The 17038-nt window shown below is 62.3% G+C and carries 16 protein-coding genes; 10 read left to right on the plus strand and 6 right to left on the minus strand.

Going from position 1 to position 17038, the window contains the following annotated elements:
* Window positions 1-8 precede the first annotated feature (8 nt).
* Window positions 9-659: a histidine phosphatase family protein gene (locus tag ACTRWG_RS07710; RefSeq protein ID WP_027235694.1), complete on the minus strand. Its 651-nt coding sequence runs from the start codon at window positions 657-659 to the stop codon at window positions 9-11.
* 144 nt (window positions 660-803) lie between these two features.
* On the opposite strand from ACTRWG_RS07710, the gene ACTRWG_RS07715 reads away from it, so the two are divergent.
* The gene (locus ACTRWG_RS07715) at window positions 804-2003 is read left to right on the plus strand and encodes a hydantoinase/carbamoylase family amidase (protein WP_462829190.1); all 1200 of its coding nucleotides are present in this window, start codon (window positions 804-806) and stop codon (window positions 2001-2003) included.
* Between the two features lie 100 nt (window positions 2004-2103).
* Here ACTRWG_RS07715 and ACTRWG_RS07720 read toward each other — a convergent pair whose 3' ends face one another.
* The 3 genes from ACTRWG_RS07720 to ACTRWG_RS07730 form a co-directional block, all read right to left on the minus strand.
* Window positions 2104-2331, minus strand: a complete 228-nt coding sequence (locus ACTRWG_RS07720) for a WGR domain-containing protein (protein WP_027235692.1) — start codon at window positions 2329-2331, stop codon at window positions 2104-2106.
* A gap of 123 nt (window positions 2332-2454) precedes the next feature.
* A complete protein-coding gene (locus tag ACTRWG_RS07725) occupies window positions 2455-3159 on the minus strand; it encodes a response regulator transcription factor (RefSeq protein ID WP_027235691.1) in 705 nt (234 codons plus the stop codon).
* On the minus strand, window positions 3156-5057 hold the full coding sequence (locus tag ACTRWG_RS07730; RefSeq protein WP_027235690.1) for a hybrid sensor histidine kinase/response regulator: 1902 nt from the start codon (window positions 5055-5057) through the stop codon (window positions 3156-3158). The genes ACTRWG_RS07725 and ACTRWG_RS07730 overlap by 4 nt, the downstream gene beginning before the upstream one ends.
* Before the next feature lie 445 nt (window positions 5058-5502).
* Here ACTRWG_RS07730 and ACTRWG_RS07735 point away from each other — a divergent pair, with 445 nt between their 5' ends.
* On the plus strand, window positions 5503-7467 hold the full coding sequence (locus tag ACTRWG_RS07735) for an AMP-binding protein (protein ID WP_027235689.1): 1965 nt from the start codon (window positions 5503-5505) through the stop codon (window positions 7465-7467).
* A gap of 53 nt (window positions 7468-7520) precedes the next feature.
* On the opposite strand, the gene ACTRWG_RS07740 is transcribed toward ACTRWG_RS07735, so the two are convergent.
* On the minus strand, window positions 7521-7748 hold the full coding sequence (locus ACTRWG_RS07740) for a hypothetical protein (RefSeq protein WP_245597361.1): 228 nt from the start codon (window positions 7746-7748) through the stop codon (window positions 7521-7523).
* A gap of 46 nt (window positions 7749-7794) precedes the next feature.
* On the opposite strand from ACTRWG_RS07740, the gene ACTRWG_RS07745 reads away from it, so the two are divergent.
* Window positions 7795-8613, plus strand: a complete 819-nt coding sequence (locus ACTRWG_RS07745; RefSeq protein ID WP_027235687.1) for an ABC transporter ATP-binding protein — start codon at window positions 7795-7797, stop codon at window positions 8611-8613.
* A gap of 102 nt (window positions 8614-8715) precedes the next feature.
* Window positions 8716-9702 carry a branched-chain amino acid ABC transporter permease gene (locus tag ACTRWG_RS07750; protein ID WP_027235686.1) on the plus strand — a complete coding sequence of 329 codons (987 nt, stop codon included), beginning with the start codon at window positions 8716-8718 and terminating at the stop codon, window positions 9700-9702.
* A gap of 27 nt (window positions 9703-9729) precedes the next feature.
* Here ACTRWG_RS07750 and ACTRWG_RS07755 read toward each other — a convergent pair whose 3' ends face one another.
* The gene (locus tag ACTRWG_RS07755) at window positions 9730-10062 is read right to left on the minus strand and encodes a hypothetical protein (RefSeq protein ID WP_027235685.1); all 333 of its coding nucleotides are present in this window, start codon (window positions 10060-10062) and stop codon (window positions 9730-9732) included.
* Window positions 10063-10164: 102 nt separating this feature from the next.
* Between ACTRWG_RS07755 and ACTRWG_RS07760 the strand changes: the two genes are divergently transcribed.
* From ACTRWG_RS07760 to ACTRWG_RS07785, 6 genes are all read left to right on the plus strand, one after another.
* The gene (locus tag ACTRWG_RS07760) at window positions 10165-10428 is read left to right on the plus strand and encodes a hypothetical protein (RefSeq protein ID WP_027235684.1); all 264 of its coding nucleotides are present in this window, start codon (window positions 10165-10167) and stop codon (window positions 10426-10428) included.
* 74 nt (window positions 10429-10502) lie between these two features.
* Entirely contained in the window at window positions 10503-11579 is a 1077-nt protein-coding gene (locus ACTRWG_RS07765; RefSeq protein WP_027235683.1) for a branched-chain amino acid ABC transporter permease, read from the plus strand.
* A 92-nt stretch (window positions 11580-11671) separates the two neighbouring features.
* Entirely contained in the window at window positions 11672-12955 is a 1284-nt protein-coding gene (locus ACTRWG_RS07770; protein WP_027235682.1) for an ABC transporter substrate-binding protein, read from the plus strand.
* A gap of 122 nt (window positions 12956-13077) precedes the next feature.
* Window positions 13078-13914 carry an ABC transporter ATP-binding protein gene (locus ACTRWG_RS07775; RefSeq protein WP_027235681.1) on the plus strand — a complete coding sequence of 279 codons (837 nt, stop codon included), beginning with the start codon at window positions 13078-13080 and terminating at the stop codon, window positions 13912-13914.
* Window positions 13915-13931: 17 nt separating this feature from the next.
* Entirely contained in the window at window positions 13932-15149 is a 1218-nt protein-coding gene (locus tag ACTRWG_RS07780; protein WP_462829191.1) for a phenylacetate--CoA ligase family protein, read from the plus strand.
* Between the two features lie 159 nt (window positions 15150-15308).
* Window positions 15309-16988, plus strand: a complete 1680-nt coding sequence (locus tag ACTRWG_RS07785; protein WP_462829192.1) for an ABC transporter permease — start codon at window positions 15309-15311, stop codon at window positions 16986-16988.
* Window positions 16989-17038: the final 50 nt, after the last annotated feature.

A 17038-nucleotide genomic window follows, 5' to 3' on the forward strand; every position in this document is an offset into this window, starting at 1 on the left:
TTCCGACGTCACAGATGTGTCTGGGCAAAATGCCGGTCCGGCGCTTCCAGATGCGGCACTGCGTTGAACAAAACCGGGCTCCAGTGGCCGCCGATGGGAAACAGCCGGTGCATGGAGGTGTTCATGATCGCCAGCGCAAGCCGCGCCATGCCCGTGGTGTCCAGCCCCATTGCCTGGCGCAGCGCCATTGAAATCAGCCCGCCCGAGGTGACCACCAGCGCCGGCCCTTCGCCTGCGGCGATCTCCTCCAGCGCCTGCCGCGTGCGGGTTTCGAAATGCAACCAGCTTTCGTAAGGCTCTGAAATTTCGTCTGCGGCCCAAGCGGTAAAGACCTTGGGCAGATGCTCGACAAAGCCTTCACGCTCTTGCGGGATCGGCAGCCCGTGCTGATCGCGCATCGCCTCAGCCAAGGTGAAATACTCCATCTCGTTGAGACGCGCGTCTTGCACGGCGTCCGTATATCCCATTGAGGCGGCGGTCTCGATATGCCGGGTCAGGGTGCCGCAATAGACACGCGGATGATGATTGCCGCTGCTGCGCAGGTGGTCTCCCAGCCAGGCGGCCTGCTGGTGGCCCAGATCGCTCAGCCGGTCATAGCTCGCCTCATCCCGGGCGCTGGTGTTGGCCTGGCCGTGACGGATCAGCGTGATGTGAGACATGGGCGGGCGGCTCCGTTGTTACCGGGGAAGTCTTAGGGGAGGTTCCGGGCAGAGGAAAGAGTGGGCTTGGCCCTGCCCTGGTCAAATTGATTGAGGGCGGGGAAATCCTGACGCACTCTATAGCTGCAACTCCGGAGACCTGTCATGCCCCTTGATCCACAGCGATTTCTAGATGACCTGCATAAGCTGCGCAGCTTTGGCGCGTCGGGCGTGGGCAAAGGGGTGATGCGCCAGGCCTATTCGGATGCCGATATTGCGGCGCGCAGATGGCTGGCGGGGAGGATGAAGAAGGCCGGTTTAGAGCCGCATTTCGATCCGCTAGGCAATCTTTTCGGGCTGGCCGGGGAAAGGAGCATGCTGGTGGGCTCGCACAGCGACAGCCAGCCCGAGGGCGGCTGGCTGGACGGGGCGCTGGGCGTGGTGGCCGGGTTGGAGGTCGCCCGTGCGGCCAGGGAAGCAGGCAGGCCGCCGATTTCCTGCGTCAGTTTTCAGGATGAGGAAGGGCGGTTCGGGGTTCTGACCGGATCGGATGTCTGGACCGGCAAGCTGGTATTGGAAAAGGCTGACGGTTTGACCGACACTGCCGGCAATACTCTTGCGGAGATGCGGGCGAAGATGGCGGGTTTAGCCGGGAATTTCCTGCCGCATAACCTGTTCAGCGGTTTCCTGGAAATGCATATCGAACAGGGGCCCTATTTGGAGGAAACCGGGCTTGGGTTGGGGGTGGTGACGGATATTGTCGGCATCCGCGATATGCGGATCAGTTTCGAAGGCCGCCAGAACCACGCGGGCACCACGCCGATGCACCTGCGCCGGGACGCGTTCCAGGCGCTGTCTGCATTCAACACAGCGCTGAACAGCCGGATTGCCGAAGTGGTGAACCCGGCCACGGTCTGGACCATCGGCCATGTGGCGCTGCACCCGAATGCATCCTCTGTGGTGCCGGGGCGAGTGGAGTTCTCGATGCAATGGCGCGATGCGGATGCAGACCGGCTGGCACGGATGGAGACTCTTATCGGGGAGACCGCCCAGGAGATCGCGGCCGATCATAACGTAACAGCGGAACTTAGTACGGTGATGGGGATCGAACCGGCGGCGATGGATGCGCGGTTTCAGGCGGAACTGGCTGCCGCGGCGGAGGCGCTTGCACCCGGGAAATGGCAGAAAATGCCCTCCGGCGCGCTGCATGATGCGGCCAATCTGGCCACGGTGATGCCTGCGGGGATGCTGTTTGTGCCCTCGATTGGAGGCATCAGCCATGCCTTTGACGAGGACACGGACGAGGCGGATCTGGTGCTGGGATTGCAGGTGCTGGACAGCGCGGCCCGGGCACTGGCGGGATGAATCTGGCGGTATGCAACAGAGACAGGGTGCTCCCGCCTGTTCTTGGACATTCAAAGAATGCCCGTCACAGTTGGGCCGGGCGCCGCTGGCGCGGCGCGGGTCAGGCCCGGCCGTAGCCGCGTTTCAGCATTCGCTTGCGGTGCTTGTCGGCGGCCAGCGAGGCCTCACGCAGGTTGCCGTAGATGTTGATAACGCTTCGCCCGCTGCCGCCGGCCACGCCCCATTCGCGCAGCACGGAAACCTCGGAAAACAAGTTCATCGCCAGCTCGATGCGGTAGAACCGCGACGGGCGCGAGTGGGCTTGGCGGTAGAGCAGACAGGTGGCCATGCAATGATTCTACGCGCAGCGATTCGCCCGGGCAAGAGGCCAGTGGCGCGTCTTTGCGCAGTCCTCCATCTGACGGGAGAAAGCACAGTGTTTTCAGGCGGCTTTATATTTTTTTTGGCGGGGTCAGACCCAGTCCACGTCGCCCAGAAAGATGTAGCCCGCGCCATAGATCGTCTTGATCAGCCGCGGGTTCTTGGGGTCTTCGCGCAGCTTGGTGCGCAGGCGCGAGATGCGCACATCCATCGCCCGATCGAAGCTTTCACCAGCGGCACCGCCAAGCGCCTCCTGCATCTGGGCGCGGGAGATCAGCCGCTTGGGGCTGTCCAGGAATAGCCGCAAAACCTCGCCTTCGGCATGGGAGAAGGGGGTCTCGGCGCCGGTGTCATCCTCCAGAACGTAGCGGTCGAAATGGGCGGTCCAGCCGGAAAACCGGGCGGTCTCGCTGGCGGGTGCGGCGGTGCGGGGGCCGCTGCGCAGGCGGGCGCGGACCCGGGCCACCACCTCGGCCGGATCAAAAGGTTTGGTGATATAGTCATCTGCCCCAAGCTCCAGCCCGGTTACCCGGTCCTGCACCTGGGCACGGCCGGAGATGATGATGACTGCCGCCCCCTGTTCCAGCGCCAGGCGGTGGACCAGCGCCAGCCCGTCGGTATCGGGCAGCGACAGATCCACAAGGCAGACGTCCGGTGTCACCCGGTTCAGTGCCGCCTCGAATTCACGCGCGCGGGCGAAGCTTTGGGTGCGGAAGCCTGCGTCCTCCAGCGTTTCGGTCAGGATCCGGCGGATTTCCGGCTCGTCATCCAGGATGGTGACCAGGGGCGATGTCATGCGGCGGGCTCCGGTGCGATCAATTCGGACAGCTGGTGGGTGGTGAAAGGTTTGCGCAAAACCGGCCCCCATTTCAATGCCTTGCGGAACAGAGGGTCGCTAGTCGGCAGCGAGGTCATCAGAATGATGGGAAGGCCTGAGCCGTCCAGGCGGGCAGCCAGGTCGATGCCGGTGGCGCTGCCTTCCAGTTTGATGTCTGAAAGCACCAGCGCGATGTCCGGCAGGTCGGCGGTGAGCGCGCTTGCCTCATCGACGCTGGCCGCTTCGATAACCGAATAACCGAGGTCGATCAGCATGTCGCGGAAACTGGCGCGCAGCTCTTCGCTGTCCTCGACCAAAAGCGCCATGCCGCCCTTGGCATCCGGGGCCTGCCGGTAGGGCAGCCGCAGGGTGACTGAGGCGCCGGTCAGGGTGTTGCCAAGCCGCATGTCGCCGCCCGCAAGCTTGGCCATGTCATAGACCATCGGCAGCCCCAGGCCGGAGCCCTCGCTGCCCTTGGTGGTGAAAAACGGGTTCAGGGCTTTCTCCAGCGCCTCGGCAGAGAAACCGGGGCCGGTGTCGGTGACGGTGATCTCCACCCAGGTCTGGCCGACTGCATGGGCGCTGACGGTGATCTGGCCGGAGGTGCCGCAGGCGTCGCGGGCATTCAGGATCAGGTTGAGCAGCGCATCCTGCAGCTTGCCGCTGTCCAGCAGCAGCACCTGATCCGGCATGTTGTCGAGGATGCTGAGCCCCATACCTTGCGGCAGCGAAGGGGAAGCCAGGATCTTCAGCTCCCCCAGAAGCTCATGCATGTTTGTGGCCTGAGGGCGCAGGGTGCGCTGGCCGGTCATTTCTGCAATCCGGTTCAGCAGCCGTCCGCCGCGCCTTGCCGCAGACAGGGTGCCTTGAACCATCTCCGCTGCTTCGCTGCTCAGCCCCATCTTTTCCAGCTTGCCCTGCATGCCAAGAATGATGGTCAGGAGGTTGGAAAAGTCATGTGCCAGCCCGCTGGTCATCTGCGCCGCCATCTCTCGGCGGCGGGCCTGTTGCAGGGCAACGCGGGCCTGGGTTTCTTCGGTCACGTCCATAGAAAGGATATAGACCCCGCCCTGCTGATCCGGTGTGAAAGCCACCCGGATGCGGCGGCTGCTGTGGCTTTCGGTGAACTCGAACACCGGGCTGCCGCCCTTGTAGGCAGCCAGCAGATGCGGCTCAATCCGTTCAAAGGCGTCAGGCCCCAGCGCGTCCGAGATATGCATGCCCAAAATGTCCGAGGGGCGGCTGGGAAATACAGAGCTGAGGCGGCGGTTAGTATAGGTGTAATAGCCATCCGCATCCACATGAGCGATATGGGCGGGCATCATTTCGGTGGTCAGCCGGGTGCGGCCTTCGATCTCGGTCAACTGCCGCTTGGCCTCTTCCAGCGCGGTATTGGTGGCCTCCAGCTGGCGGTTGGCAGCAGACAGCTCCTCGGTGTGGGCGATCAGTTTTTCGGACAACTCTTCCGACCGGGCACGCAGCAGCTGCTCTGCCCGTTTGGCGCGGGTGATGTCAGTATAGACGGTGACCCAGCCGCCCTGCGGCAACGGTGAGCCTTCGATCGAAATCATCTGCCCGTTTGGCCGTTCGCGCTCAAGATAGTGGGGCACGAAGTCCAGCGCCTGCTCAACCCGGGTCCGCACGATGTCTTCTATATCCGTTTCCGGCGCGTATTCGCCGTTTTCCGCCAGAAAGCGGATGGTATCGGCAAAGGACGCCCCGGGCTGCGTCAGGTGGTCCGGCAGATTGAACATTTCCTGAAAGCGGCCGTTGCACACGGCCAGCCGCAAATCATTGTCATAGATCGACAGCGCCTGGGCGATCAGGTTCAGCCCGGCGGTGGTCATGGCGGCGTGCTGTTTGCTTGTCCGGTTCATGGCTCTCCCCGGCCCATGGCTAGCACCGCTATCGAACAGGGGCAAATTGCCATTCAGCCGCGGCCAAGAACCCGGCCGCCGCGCACCGCAAAAATCGCCTCCTGATTGCCGGATGAAGGGAGCGGCTGCCGCCCCTTTCAGATTCGCATTTCAGAAAGAGTCACTGGTCCTTTGATTCGGCCTATTACCGATCTGTGCGCATCCCGCGCAGTTTCAGACGCGGCCGCCGCACGGCAGGAAGGATTCCCGGCGATGGGCGCCGCGGCGCCTCGCGTAACAACCTGTAAAACAAGGGGAAGACGTCTGTTACAATTCGTAAGATTTAGGAAAACTTCAGGAAAAAGTTGACGGGCTAACCTATGGCTGTCCCTAATCGGGGCCAGAACCGCGGACGGCGGTCGGTCCGGCAGCAACGCCGGAAAGGGAGGAAAAAAAGTTGGCTCAGATGCAGATGGGCGCCGAGGGGAAGCAATCCCTGCCGGCGCTGCTTCAACGCAATGCGGCGCAATTCGCAAACGCGCCGGCCTACCGGGAAAAGGAATTCGGCATTTGGCAATGCTGGACCTGGGCCGAGGCGGCAAAGGAAATCGAGGCGCTGGCGCTGGGTTTAATCAACCTTGGCGTGAACGAAGGTGATTTCGTTGCCATTATCGGCCGCAACCGCCCGTATCTCTACTGGTCGATGGTTGCTGCGCAGGCAGTCGGCGCCGTGCCGGTGCCGCTATATCAGGACGCGGTGGCCGAGGAGATGGCCTATGTGCTGGGCCATTGCGGCGCGCGCTTCGTGATCGTGGGCGATCAGGAGCAGGCCGACAAGGTGATCGAGATTCAGGATCAGCTTCATCAGTTTGAGCACATGATCTATCTCGACCCGCGCGGCATGCGTAAATACGACCACACCCAGCTGCACCAGTTCAGCCATATCCAGGATCAGGGCCGGGCGGCCTATGACGAGCTGATCGGCGAATTGAACGCGCGCCAGAGCAAGCTGAACTATGACAGCACCTGCGTGATGCTCTACACCTCCGGCACTACCGGCAAGCCCAAGGGCGTCGTGCTGTCGAACCGCAACGTGATCGAAAGCGCCAAGAACTCCGCCGAGTTCGACAAGCTGACACAGAGCGAGAATATCCTCTCCTACCTGCCGATGGCCTGGGTTGGCGACTTCATCTTCTCGGTTGGCCAGTCTTATTGGTGCGGCTTCTGCGTGAACTGCCCGGAAAGCGCCGACACCATGATGACCGACCTGCGCGAGATCGGTCCGACATATTTCTTTGCGCCGCCGCGGGTGTTCGAAGGCCAGCTGACCAATGTGATGATCCGGATGGAGGACGCGAGCGCCATGAAGCGCAAGATGTTCCACCATTTCCTGGCCCACGCCAAGAAAGTCGGCGGCGACATTCTGGACGGCAAGCCCGTCGGCATGATGGACCGCCTGAAATATGCGCTGGGCAATCTTCTGGTCTACGGGCCGCTCAAGGACACGCTGGGGTATGGCCGCATCCGCGTGGGCTACACCGCGGGCGAGGCGATCGGGCCTGAGATTTTCGATTTCTACCGCTCTTTGGGCATCAACCTGAAGCAGCTGTACGGTCAGACTGAGGCGACCGTGTTCATCACCGTGCAGCCGGATGGCGAAGTGCGTGCTGACACCGTCGGCGTGCCGGCGCCGGAGGTGGAGATCAAGATCGGCGACAACGGAGAGATCTACTACCGTTCGCCGGGGACTTTCGTGGAGTATTTCAACAACCCGGAATCCACCGCCTCCACCAAGGATCCCGAAGGCTGGGTGGCCACCGGCGACGCCGGCTTCTTCGAGGAAGGCTCTGGCCATCTGCGGATCATCGACCGCGCCAAGGATGTTGGCAAGATGGCCGACGGCAGCATGTTTGCGCCCAAGTATGTGGAAAACAAGCTGAAATTCTATCCGGACATTCTGGAAGCCGTGCTGTTCGGCAATGGCAAGGACCGCTGTGTCGCCTTCATCAACATCGACCTGACGGCGGTAGGCAACTGGGCTGAGCGCAATAATATCGCCTATGCCTCCTATCAGGAGCTGGCCGGCCATCCGCAGGTGCTGGCCTCCATCCGCGAGCATGTGAGCGCAGTGAACAAATCGGTTGCCGAGGATCCTATGCTGTCAGGCTGCCAGGTTCACCGCTTTGTGGTGCTGCACAAGGAACTGGATGCCGATGACGGCGAGATGACCCGCACCCGCAAGGTGCGCCGCCGTATCGTGGAAGAGAAGTTCGACGATATCATCACCGCGCTTTACGACGGTTCGGAAAAGGTCTCGACCGTCACGGAAGTGACCTATGAGGACGGCCGCAAAGGCTCGATCAAAGCGACGCTGACCATTGTCGATGCCGAAGTGAAACCGGCAGCGGTTCACAAGGTGGCCGCGGAATGACGCACGTATCTCCGGAAATAATCCCGCCCCGTGCCGGGCAGGCCGGAACGGTCTCAGATCAGGTCGGGGTTGAGTTCAGGGTGGAACGCGGTGTTGACCACCTGCTGAATCTTGAAGGTGGAACTGAACCCGTGTGTCTGCTCAATGATGGAGGCCAGGCTTTCGGATTGGCTGAGGCCCATCTGCTTGCATTCAAGTGCCATCTTCAGAAGGCAGGAATGCTCAAGTTCGCCGAACATAACGTCGATCTCCTTGCTGCTCGTTTCCCACAAGTATCGCATGGAAATCTTAAAATTTCTATGTGGCAAAAAAATGGAGGCCGTTGTTATGCTTGACAATTCCGAGAGCTACGTCACCGAAGACGGCCGCACCATCGGCGGTGTGGTGATGGAGATGAAGAACATCACCCTGCGGTTCGGCGGCGTGGTGGCGATCAAGGACATCTCCTTTGACATCCGCGAGGGCGAGATCCGTGCGATCATCGGTCCCAACGGTGCCGGCAAATCCTCGATGCTGAACGTGATCTCAGGCTTTTATGTGCCGCAGGAGGGAGAAGTCTGGTTCCGCGGCTCCAAGCGGCCGCAGATGAGACCCTATGAGGTGGCCCGCCAGGGCATTGCCCGGACCTTCCAGAATATCGCGCTGTTTGATGGCATGAGCGTTCTGGACAACGTCATGACCGGTCGGCTCAACTATATGAAAACAGGACTGTTTTCGCAGGCTCTGTGGAAGGGCAAAGCGGAAAAGGAAGAGACCGAAAACCGCGAGATCGTGGAGCGGGTCATCGACTTTCTGGAAATTCAGCATATCCGAAAGACTCCGGTGGCGCGGCTGCCCTATGGCCTGAAGAAAAGGGTCGAACTGGCGCGGGCGCTGGCGGCGGAACCGAAGCTGCTGCTGCTGGATGAGCCGATGGCGGGCATGAACGTCGAGGAGAAAGAGGACATGTCCCGCTTCATCCTGGATGTGAACGACGAGTTCGGCACCACCATTGCCCTGATCGAGCATGACATGGGCGTGGTGATGGACCTCAGCGACCGGGTCGTGGTGATGGATTACGGCAAGAAGATCGGTGACGGCACGCCGGATGAGGTGCGCAATAACCAGGATGTGATCGACGCTTATCTGGGGGTCAGCCATGACTGAGTTGCACTGCAGCAACACCAGCCGCCGGCAGGGTGACACCCGTACACCCCTTGTGCACCCCCTGTGCACCGCCGCAGCGCAGAATTCCGAGGAGAGCCTCTAATGCCCGAACAACTTGTCTTTGCGATGGAAGTCACGCTGAACGGCCTGATGGCGGGCGTGCTTTATGCGCTGGTCGCGCTGGGGTTTGTCCTGATCTACAAGGCGTCCGGCATTTTCAACTATGCCCAGGGCGTGATGGCGCTGTTTGCGGCGATGACGCTGGTCGGGATCATGCAGGGGCAGGTGCCTTTCTCGCATGTGATCAACGCGGTCTTCGGCGGCCACGTCACCCATTTCGGCTGGAACGTGCCCGGTGTGCTGGCGATTGCCCTGACCGTGGCGGTGATGGTGCTGCTGGCCTGGCTGGTGCAGGTGTTGGTGATGAAGCATCTGGTGGGGCAGGAGCCGATCATCCTGTTCATGGCCACCATCGGGCTTGCCTATTTCCTGGAAGGCGTGGCTGACCTGATGTGGGGCTCCGAGATCAAGACGCTGGACGTGGGCCTGCCGCAGGGCATCAACCTGTGGATTGACGAGACCACCTTCAACATCTTCGGCTACGGCTTCTTTATCGACAATCTGGACATCGTGGCGACCGTCATCGCGGCGCTGCTGGTGGCGGGCCTGGTCTGCTTTGCCCAGTACACCAAACAGGGCCGGGCGATGCGCGCTGTGGCGGATGACCACCAGGCAGCCCTGTCGGTCGGCATCTCGCTGAACTTCATCTGGGTGCTGGTCTGGTCGGTCGCAGGCTTTGTGGCGCTGGTTGCCGGCATCGTCTGGGGCACCAAGTCCGGCGTGCAGTTCTCGCTGTCGCTGATCGCGCTGAAGGCGCTGCCGGTGCTGATGCTGGGCGGCTTCACCTCGATCCCCGGCGCCATTGTCGGCGGCCTGATCATCGGTGTGGGCGAGAAACTGTTCGAATTCGCCATCGGCCCGATGGTCGGCGGCGCCACCGAGAACTGGTTTGCCTATGTGCTGGCGCTGCTGTTCCTAGTGTTCCGTCCTCAGGGCCTGTTCGGGGAGAAGATCATTGAACGGGTCTGAGGCTCATATGATCTGCTCCCTGCGTGCTCAGCCCTCGAGCCGGCGGAAGGCGGCGATGACGACGGCGGCAAAGACGCTAGCAACCAGTGTGAAAGCGATGGTGAGATCGCCAATCACCTGCCCGGCGAGGAAGGTCAGCACTCCCGCCCCGCATAGCCCGATCAGCATCGGCCCCCAAGGGCCGGGTGCGTCTCTGGCAACTGCCCGCCTTGGCGGCTGCGCTTCAAACGGCGGCAGCACGGTTGCGTCCTCGACGGTTTCCAGCAGCCGGCCCTTGGCCACTGCGTATTCGGATGCTGAAATCCATCCCTTCTTCCGCGCGGCCTCCAGCCGCCGGATTTCCTCGAAAATCGCGGTCATTAGTCCCACTCACTTTACCCGCCAACATGCTGGCAAAGAGATTTGGGCGAAATGTGGCGAAGCCGGGATTTCTGAAGAAGTGGTTAACGTCGGGGCGGCGGCATGAACAAGCTGATTGCCATCGTCAATGTGGTCGCCTGGGCCGGGTTCTGGTCCTTCGGCTATCTGGCGCTGACGGCGGAAAGCTATAGCGAAACCCAGGTGGTGACCGCAGCGCTGCTGGCCTCGGCCGGGCTTATCACAGGCATCATCGCCTACCTTCGGCTGGTGCGCGGCAGCGAACACAGCGGATATGCCAGACCATCGGCGCGGATGACCCGCGAACAGCGTGACGCCGCGCAGGCGCAGTGGGGGCAGGTCGAATGAGTGCCGCCGCTGAAACATTCAAGACAGACACCCGGACCGGGTCCCGTTTGCAAGAGAAAGGGAGCATCTGAGACATGTTCTACCGTGAAGCCGGGGATTTCAAAGTCTCCTATGCAGATGACAGCCAGACTTTCCCGATCAAGTTCGACCGCTACCGGTACTATGTGGTGCTGGCGGTGGCCTTTGGCCTCATCCCCTTCCTGATCAACGATTATTGGGCCAATGCGATCCTGCTGCCGTTCCTGATTTACTCGATTGCGGCAATCGGGCTGAACATCCTAGTCGGCTATTGCGGACAGGTCTCCCTGGGGACCGGCGGGTTCATGGCGGTGGGGGCCTATGCCTGCTACAAGCTGATGACTGCCTTCCCGGAAGTCAGCATGTTCATTCACGTGCTGCTTGCGGGCGGTATCACCGCAGGGGTCTGTGTGCTGTTCGGCCTGCCGTCCTTGCGCATCAAGGGCTTCTATCTGGCGGTGGCGACGCTGGCAGCGCAGTTCTTCCTGGTGTGGCTGTTCAACCGGGTGCCGTGGTTCTACAACTATTCGGCCTCGGGCCAGATCAACGCGCCGGAGCGCGATACCTTTGGCATCATCATCACCGGCCCCAATGCGCCGGCCTGGGCCACCTATCTGTTTTGCCTGATTTTCCTGACCATCTGCGCGCTGATTGCCCGCAACCTGACCCGCGGCACCGTGGGCCGCAGCTGGATGGCAATCCGCGACATGGACATCGCGGCTGAGATCATCGGGGTGAACCCGCTGAAGGCCAAACTGACCGCCTTTGCTGTCTCCGGCTTCTTTATCGGCATCTCCGGTGCGCTGTTCTTTGCGGTCTATCTGGGCGCGGTCGAGGTCGGCGAGGCCTTTGGCATCAACAAATCGTTCCTGGTGCTGTTCATGGTGATCCTGGGCGGTTTGGGCTCGATCTTCGGCTCCTTTGCCGGTGCTGCCTTCCTGGTGCTGCTGCCGGTGGTGCTGAAGGTGGTCGGCGTCGACCTGCTGAACTGGCCCACCGACATCGTGGCGCATTTCCAGCTGGTGATCGTCGGCGCGCTGATCATCGTCTTCCTGATCGCGGAGCCGCACGGCATGGCGCAGCTGTGGCGCGTTGCCAAGGAAAAACTGAGACTCTGGCCCTTCCCGCACTAAGGCGGGGCGGCACACACGCTGGCGGGGAGAAAACCAAGACCACCCCCGCCGAACGAAACCATCGGATAAGACCAAAGGGAGGATTTAAGCCGATGAAAAAGACACTGACCACACTGGCGCTGAGCGCCGCGATGGCAGCCGGTCCGGCAATGGCCGATCTGGTGTTCCCGGACCTCAGCTACCGGACCGGGCCTTATGCGGCGGGCGGCATCCCGTTCTCGGACGGCTACAACGACTATTTCACCCTGCTGAACGAGCGCGATGGCGGCATCGGCGGTGTACCGGCCAAGGTGATTGAATGCGAGACCGGCTATAACACCGAAAAGGGTGTTGAGTGCTACGAGTCGACTAAGGGCCAGGGCGCGCTGGTCTATCAGCCGCTGTCCACCGGCATCACCTATCAGCTGATCCCCAAAGTGACCGCGGACAACATCCCGCTGCACACTATGGGCTATGGCCGCACATCGGCGGCGAACGGCGAAGTATTCAGCCACGTATTCAACTACCCGGCCAACTACTGGAACGGTGCCTCGGGTGTGGTGAACTACCTGCTGGAAGAGAACGGCGGCGATCTGAGCGGCAAGAAGATTGCGCTGGTCTACCACAACTCCGCCTATGGTAAGGAGCCGATCCGCACCCTGGAAGAGCTGTCCAAGAAGCACGGCTTTGAGTTGGTAGCGCTGCCGGTCGATCATCCCGGCCAGGAGCAGAAATCGCAGTGGCTGCAGATCCGCCGCGACCGTCCCGACTATGTCGTGATGTGGGGCTGGGGCGTGATGAACCAGGTGGCAATCCAGGAAGCCGCCAACATCCGCTTCCCGATGGAGAACTTCATCGGCGTGTGGTGGTCCGGTGCCGAGCATGACGTGCTGCCCGCGGGCGACAAGGCTGACGGCTACAAGGCTGTGACCTTCCACAACGTGGGCCGCGACTTCCCTGTGTTTGACGACATCCAGAAATACGTCGTGGATGCGGGCAAGGCAGCAGGTGCCGGCGATCAGGTCGGCAACGTCCTGTATAACCGCGGCATGTACGCGGCGATGCTGGCGGCCGAAGCTGCCAAGACCGCGCAGGAAATCCACGGCACCAAGGACATCACCCCGGCGATGATGCGCGACGGCATGGAAGCGCTAGTGATCGACGAGGCGAAGATGGAAGCGCTGGGAATGCCGAACTTCGGTCCGACCTTCAACGTCTCCTGCGAAAACCACGGCGGCCCCGGCCTGGTTGGTGTGACCCAGTGGGATGCGGACAGCAAAACCTGGTCGCTGATCTCTGACTTCAAACCGTCGGACACCGAAGTGATCGGCAAGCTGGTTGAGGAAGACTCGGCTGCCTATGCAGCAGAGAACAACATCGAACCTGCTTGCAAATAACGGCTTCATGCCGGCCCCCCGCATTCTTGGGGGGCCGGACAGAAACCGGCGCGGCGGCAAGCTGCCGCGCCACTCAACGGGATCCCGGATCTGGTCCGGGACAGGCATGAGGACACGCTTTGATGCTGGATGCAGCGAACACCGCCGACGTGCAGGCCGAGACCCTGCTGGAGGTCAATAATATCGAGGTGATCTACAATCACGTGATCCTCGTCCTGAAGGGCGTGAGCCTGAATGTGCCCAAAGGCGGCATCACCGCGCTGCTGGGCGGTAACGGGGCCGGCAAGACCACAACGCTGAAGGCAGTGTCGAACCTGCTGCATTCGGAACGCGGTGAGGTTACCAAGGGCTCGATCAAATACCGCGGCGACCACGTGCATGAGCAGGACCCGGCGGAGCTGGTGAAGAAGGGCGTCATCCAGGTGATGGAAGGCCGCCACTGCTTTGAGCATCTGACGGTGGAAGAGAACCTGCTGACCGGCGCTTATACCCGCTCGGATGGCGGCGCGAACATCCAGAGAGACCTGGAAATGGTCTACAGCTACTTCCCGCGCCTGAAGGAGCGCCGCAAGTCGCAGGCGGGGTATACCTCGGGCGGCGAGCAGCAGATGGTGGCGATGGGCCGCGCGCTGATGTCGCGGCCGGAGACGATCCTGCTGGACGAACCCTCAATGGGCCTGGCGCCGCAGCTGGTGGAGCAAATTTTCGAGATCGTGAAGTCGATCAATGAAAACGAGGGCGTGACCTTCCTCTTGGCGGAACAGAACACCAACGTGGCCCTGCGCTATGCGCATTATGGCTACATTTTGGAATCGGGCCGGGTGGTGATGGACGGTCCCGCTGCCGAGCTGCGGGAAAACCCGGACGTGAAGGAATTCTACCTCGGGATGTCGGATGAGGGACGCAAGAGCTTCCGCGACGTGCGGTCCTACCGCCGGCGCAAGAGGTGGCTGAGCTGATGCGGGGAGATGACGTGATGAGCTTTTTTGACACGCTTGAAACCCGCAGCGCAGACGAACGCGCCGCAGACCTGGCAAAGGCGCTCCCGGAGCAGATCGCCCGCGCTAAGAGTGCAGCCGGGTATGCCACGCTGCTGGACGGGGTGGACCCGGCCGCGGTGACCTCGGCTGAGGCATTGGCCAAGCTGCCGGTGCTGCGCAAATCGGAGCTGAGCCGGGCGCAGGCGGAGAAACCTCCCTTTGGCGGCTTCACCGTGAAGCCTGCACATGGCTTTGCCCATATCTTCCAGAGCCCCGGCCCGATTTACGAGCCGGGCGGGGTGGACGGTGACTGGTGGCGGATGGGGCGGTTCCTGAACGCCGCCGGGATCGGGCAGGGCGATGTGGTGCAGAACTGCTTCGGCTACCATCTGACGCCTGCGGGCATGATCTTTGAAAACGGCGCGCGGGCGGTTGGCGCCGCGGTGCTGCCGGCCGGCACCGGCCAGACCGAGCTGCAAGTGACAGCTGCGCGCGACGTGGGCGCCACCGCCTATGCCGGCACGCCGGACTACCTGAAGGTGATCCTGGACAAGGCGGACGCGATGGGCGTGGAGCTGGCGTTCTCCAAGGCGGCGGTGGGCGGTGGCGCGCTGTTCCCCTCCCTACGCCAGGAATACGCCGACCGCGGGATTACCTGCCTGCAGTGCTATGCCACCGCCGATTTGGGCAACATCGCCTATGAAAGCCCGGCGATGGAGGGGATGATCGTTGACGAGCATGTGATCGTCGAGATGGTCACTCCCGGCACCGGCAACCCGGTGGCGCCGGGCGAGGTGGGCGAGGTTGTGGTGACCACGCTCAATCCCGATTATCCGCTGATCCGCTTTGCCACCGGCGATCTGTCGGCGGTGATGCCGGGTGTCTCGCCCTGCGGCCGCACCAACATGCGGATCAAGGGCTGGATGGGCCGCGCCGATCAGACCACCAAGATCAAGGGCATGTTCGTGCGCCCCGAGCAGGTGGCGGCGCTGGTCGAAAAACATGACGAGATCGTCAAGGCCCGGGTGATCGCCAGCCGCGATGGCGAGATGGACGCGATGACCGTGCAGATCGAAGCCGCGGGCGGCGACGAGGTGGCCTATGCGCGGTCGGTGATCGAGGTGCTGAAGCTCAAGGGCAAGGTCGAGGTGGTGGACCCTGGCGCGCTGCCCAATGACGGGCTGGTGATCGAGGATCAGCGGACCTACGACTGAGTCGCGCAGTTCTGCTGAAACTAGCGGGCGCCGGATGCAGGCGCCCGTTTGCTGTTCTGGCGGCGGCATGGCCCGGGCCGCGCTTTCCGGCTGGAATTTCTGACTGGAATGGTCGAAATAGGGCGGTGAGACCCTTCATCCGGACCCTGACTGCCACAAATGACTGCTGCCAATGATCCCATAGAATACGCCCCGCACGGGCGCCGCCGCGGCGGCAAGGGCGGCGGCGGGCTGTTTGCAGTGATGGCTTGGATCGTGGCGCTGTCCTGCCTGCTGCCGATGGTGGCGGTGGCGCTGGCGGCGGCGTTTGGCGGTACCGACACGATCAGCCATCTCGCTGAAACTGTGCTGCCGGGGTATTCGCTGACGACGCTGGCACTGGTGGCGATGGTGGCGCTTGGCACCTTCGCAATCGGCACCGGAGCAGCATGGCTGGTGACGATGACGCGGTTCCCCGGCGCGCGGTTCCTGGAGGTGGCGCTGGTGCTGCCGCTGGCCTTTCCGGCGTATGTTCTGGCCTATGCCTACACCCATATCCTGGACCATCCGGGAATCGTACAATCCACCCTGCGGGAGGTAACGGGCTGGGGGCCGCGCGACTACTGGTTCCCGGAAATCCGCTCCACCGGCGGGGCGGCGGCGATGCTGGTGCTGGTGCTTTATCCTTATGTTTACCTGCTGGCACGGGCGGCGTTCATGCAGCAGAGCGCAGGCGCCTTCCTGGCCGCGCGGGCGCTTGGCAAGAATTCCTGGCAGGCTTTCTGGTTGGTCAGCCTGCCGATGGCACGCCCGGCTATTGCCTCCGGTGTGCTGCTGGCGGTGATGGAAACCATCGCAGACTTCGGCACGGTTTCGTACTTCGGGGTGCAGACCTTTGCCACCGGCATCTACACCAGCTGGTTCTCGCTGGGCGACCGGGGCGGGGCAGCGCAGCTGGCTCTGTGCCTTCTGGGCTTTGCCCTGACGCTGGCGGTGGTGGAGCGCTCCACCCGCGGGCGGGCCAAGTACCACCATGCCGGCAAGCATCACACCCAGATGCCGCCGGCAAAGCTGAGCGGCATCAAGGCGGTGGCGGCCGTGTTCTTCTGCGCGGTGCCGGTGGTGCTGGGCTTCCTGCTGCCGGTGGCAGTGCTGCTTCTGATGAGCTTTGATTCCGAGCAGAACCTGTTCAGCCGCCGCTACATGGATTTCACCAGTAATTCGATCATTCTGGCGTCGGCAGCAGCGGTGCTGACGGTTGCGGCTGCGGTTTGCCTCGGGTTCTACCAGCGCTTGCGGCCCGGGCGGCTGTCCTCCGCGGCGGCCTATTTCGCCCGGCTGGGATATGCGGTGCCCGGCGGGGTGATCGCGGTAGGGCTGATCGTGCCTTTCGCGGCGTTTGACAATGCGCTCGATGCCTGGATGCGGGAGACCTTCGGCATCCGCACAGGGCTGTTGGTGACCGGCTCGATCTGGCTTCTGGTGGCGGCTTATGGCGTTCGCTTTATGGCGGCTGCACTGGGGGCATATGAGGGCGGGCAGGCCACTATGCACACCAATATGGATGCAGCGGCGCGCTCACTGGGGCAGGGGCCCATGGGGATGCTGCGCCGGGTGTATCTGCCGATCCTGACGCCCAGCCTGATGACCGCATTGCTGATTGTTTTTGTCGATGTGATGAAGGAACTGCCTGCGACGCTGATCATGCGGCCGTTCAACTTTGACACGCTTGCAGTGCAGGCGCACCGGCTGGCGGCAGACGAGCGGCTGGAGGGCGCCGCTGTGCCCTCGCTGGTGATCATGGCGGTTGGGTTGCTGCCGGTGATCCTGATCTGCCGTCAGGTAGGGCGGCGGCGGTAGGCGCAGCAACTTTGGAAAATTCTTGCCAAGAAAACTCGAATTTTCTTGGT

Source organism: Leisingera sp. G5_S3_59_S7 (assembly GCF_054968485.1).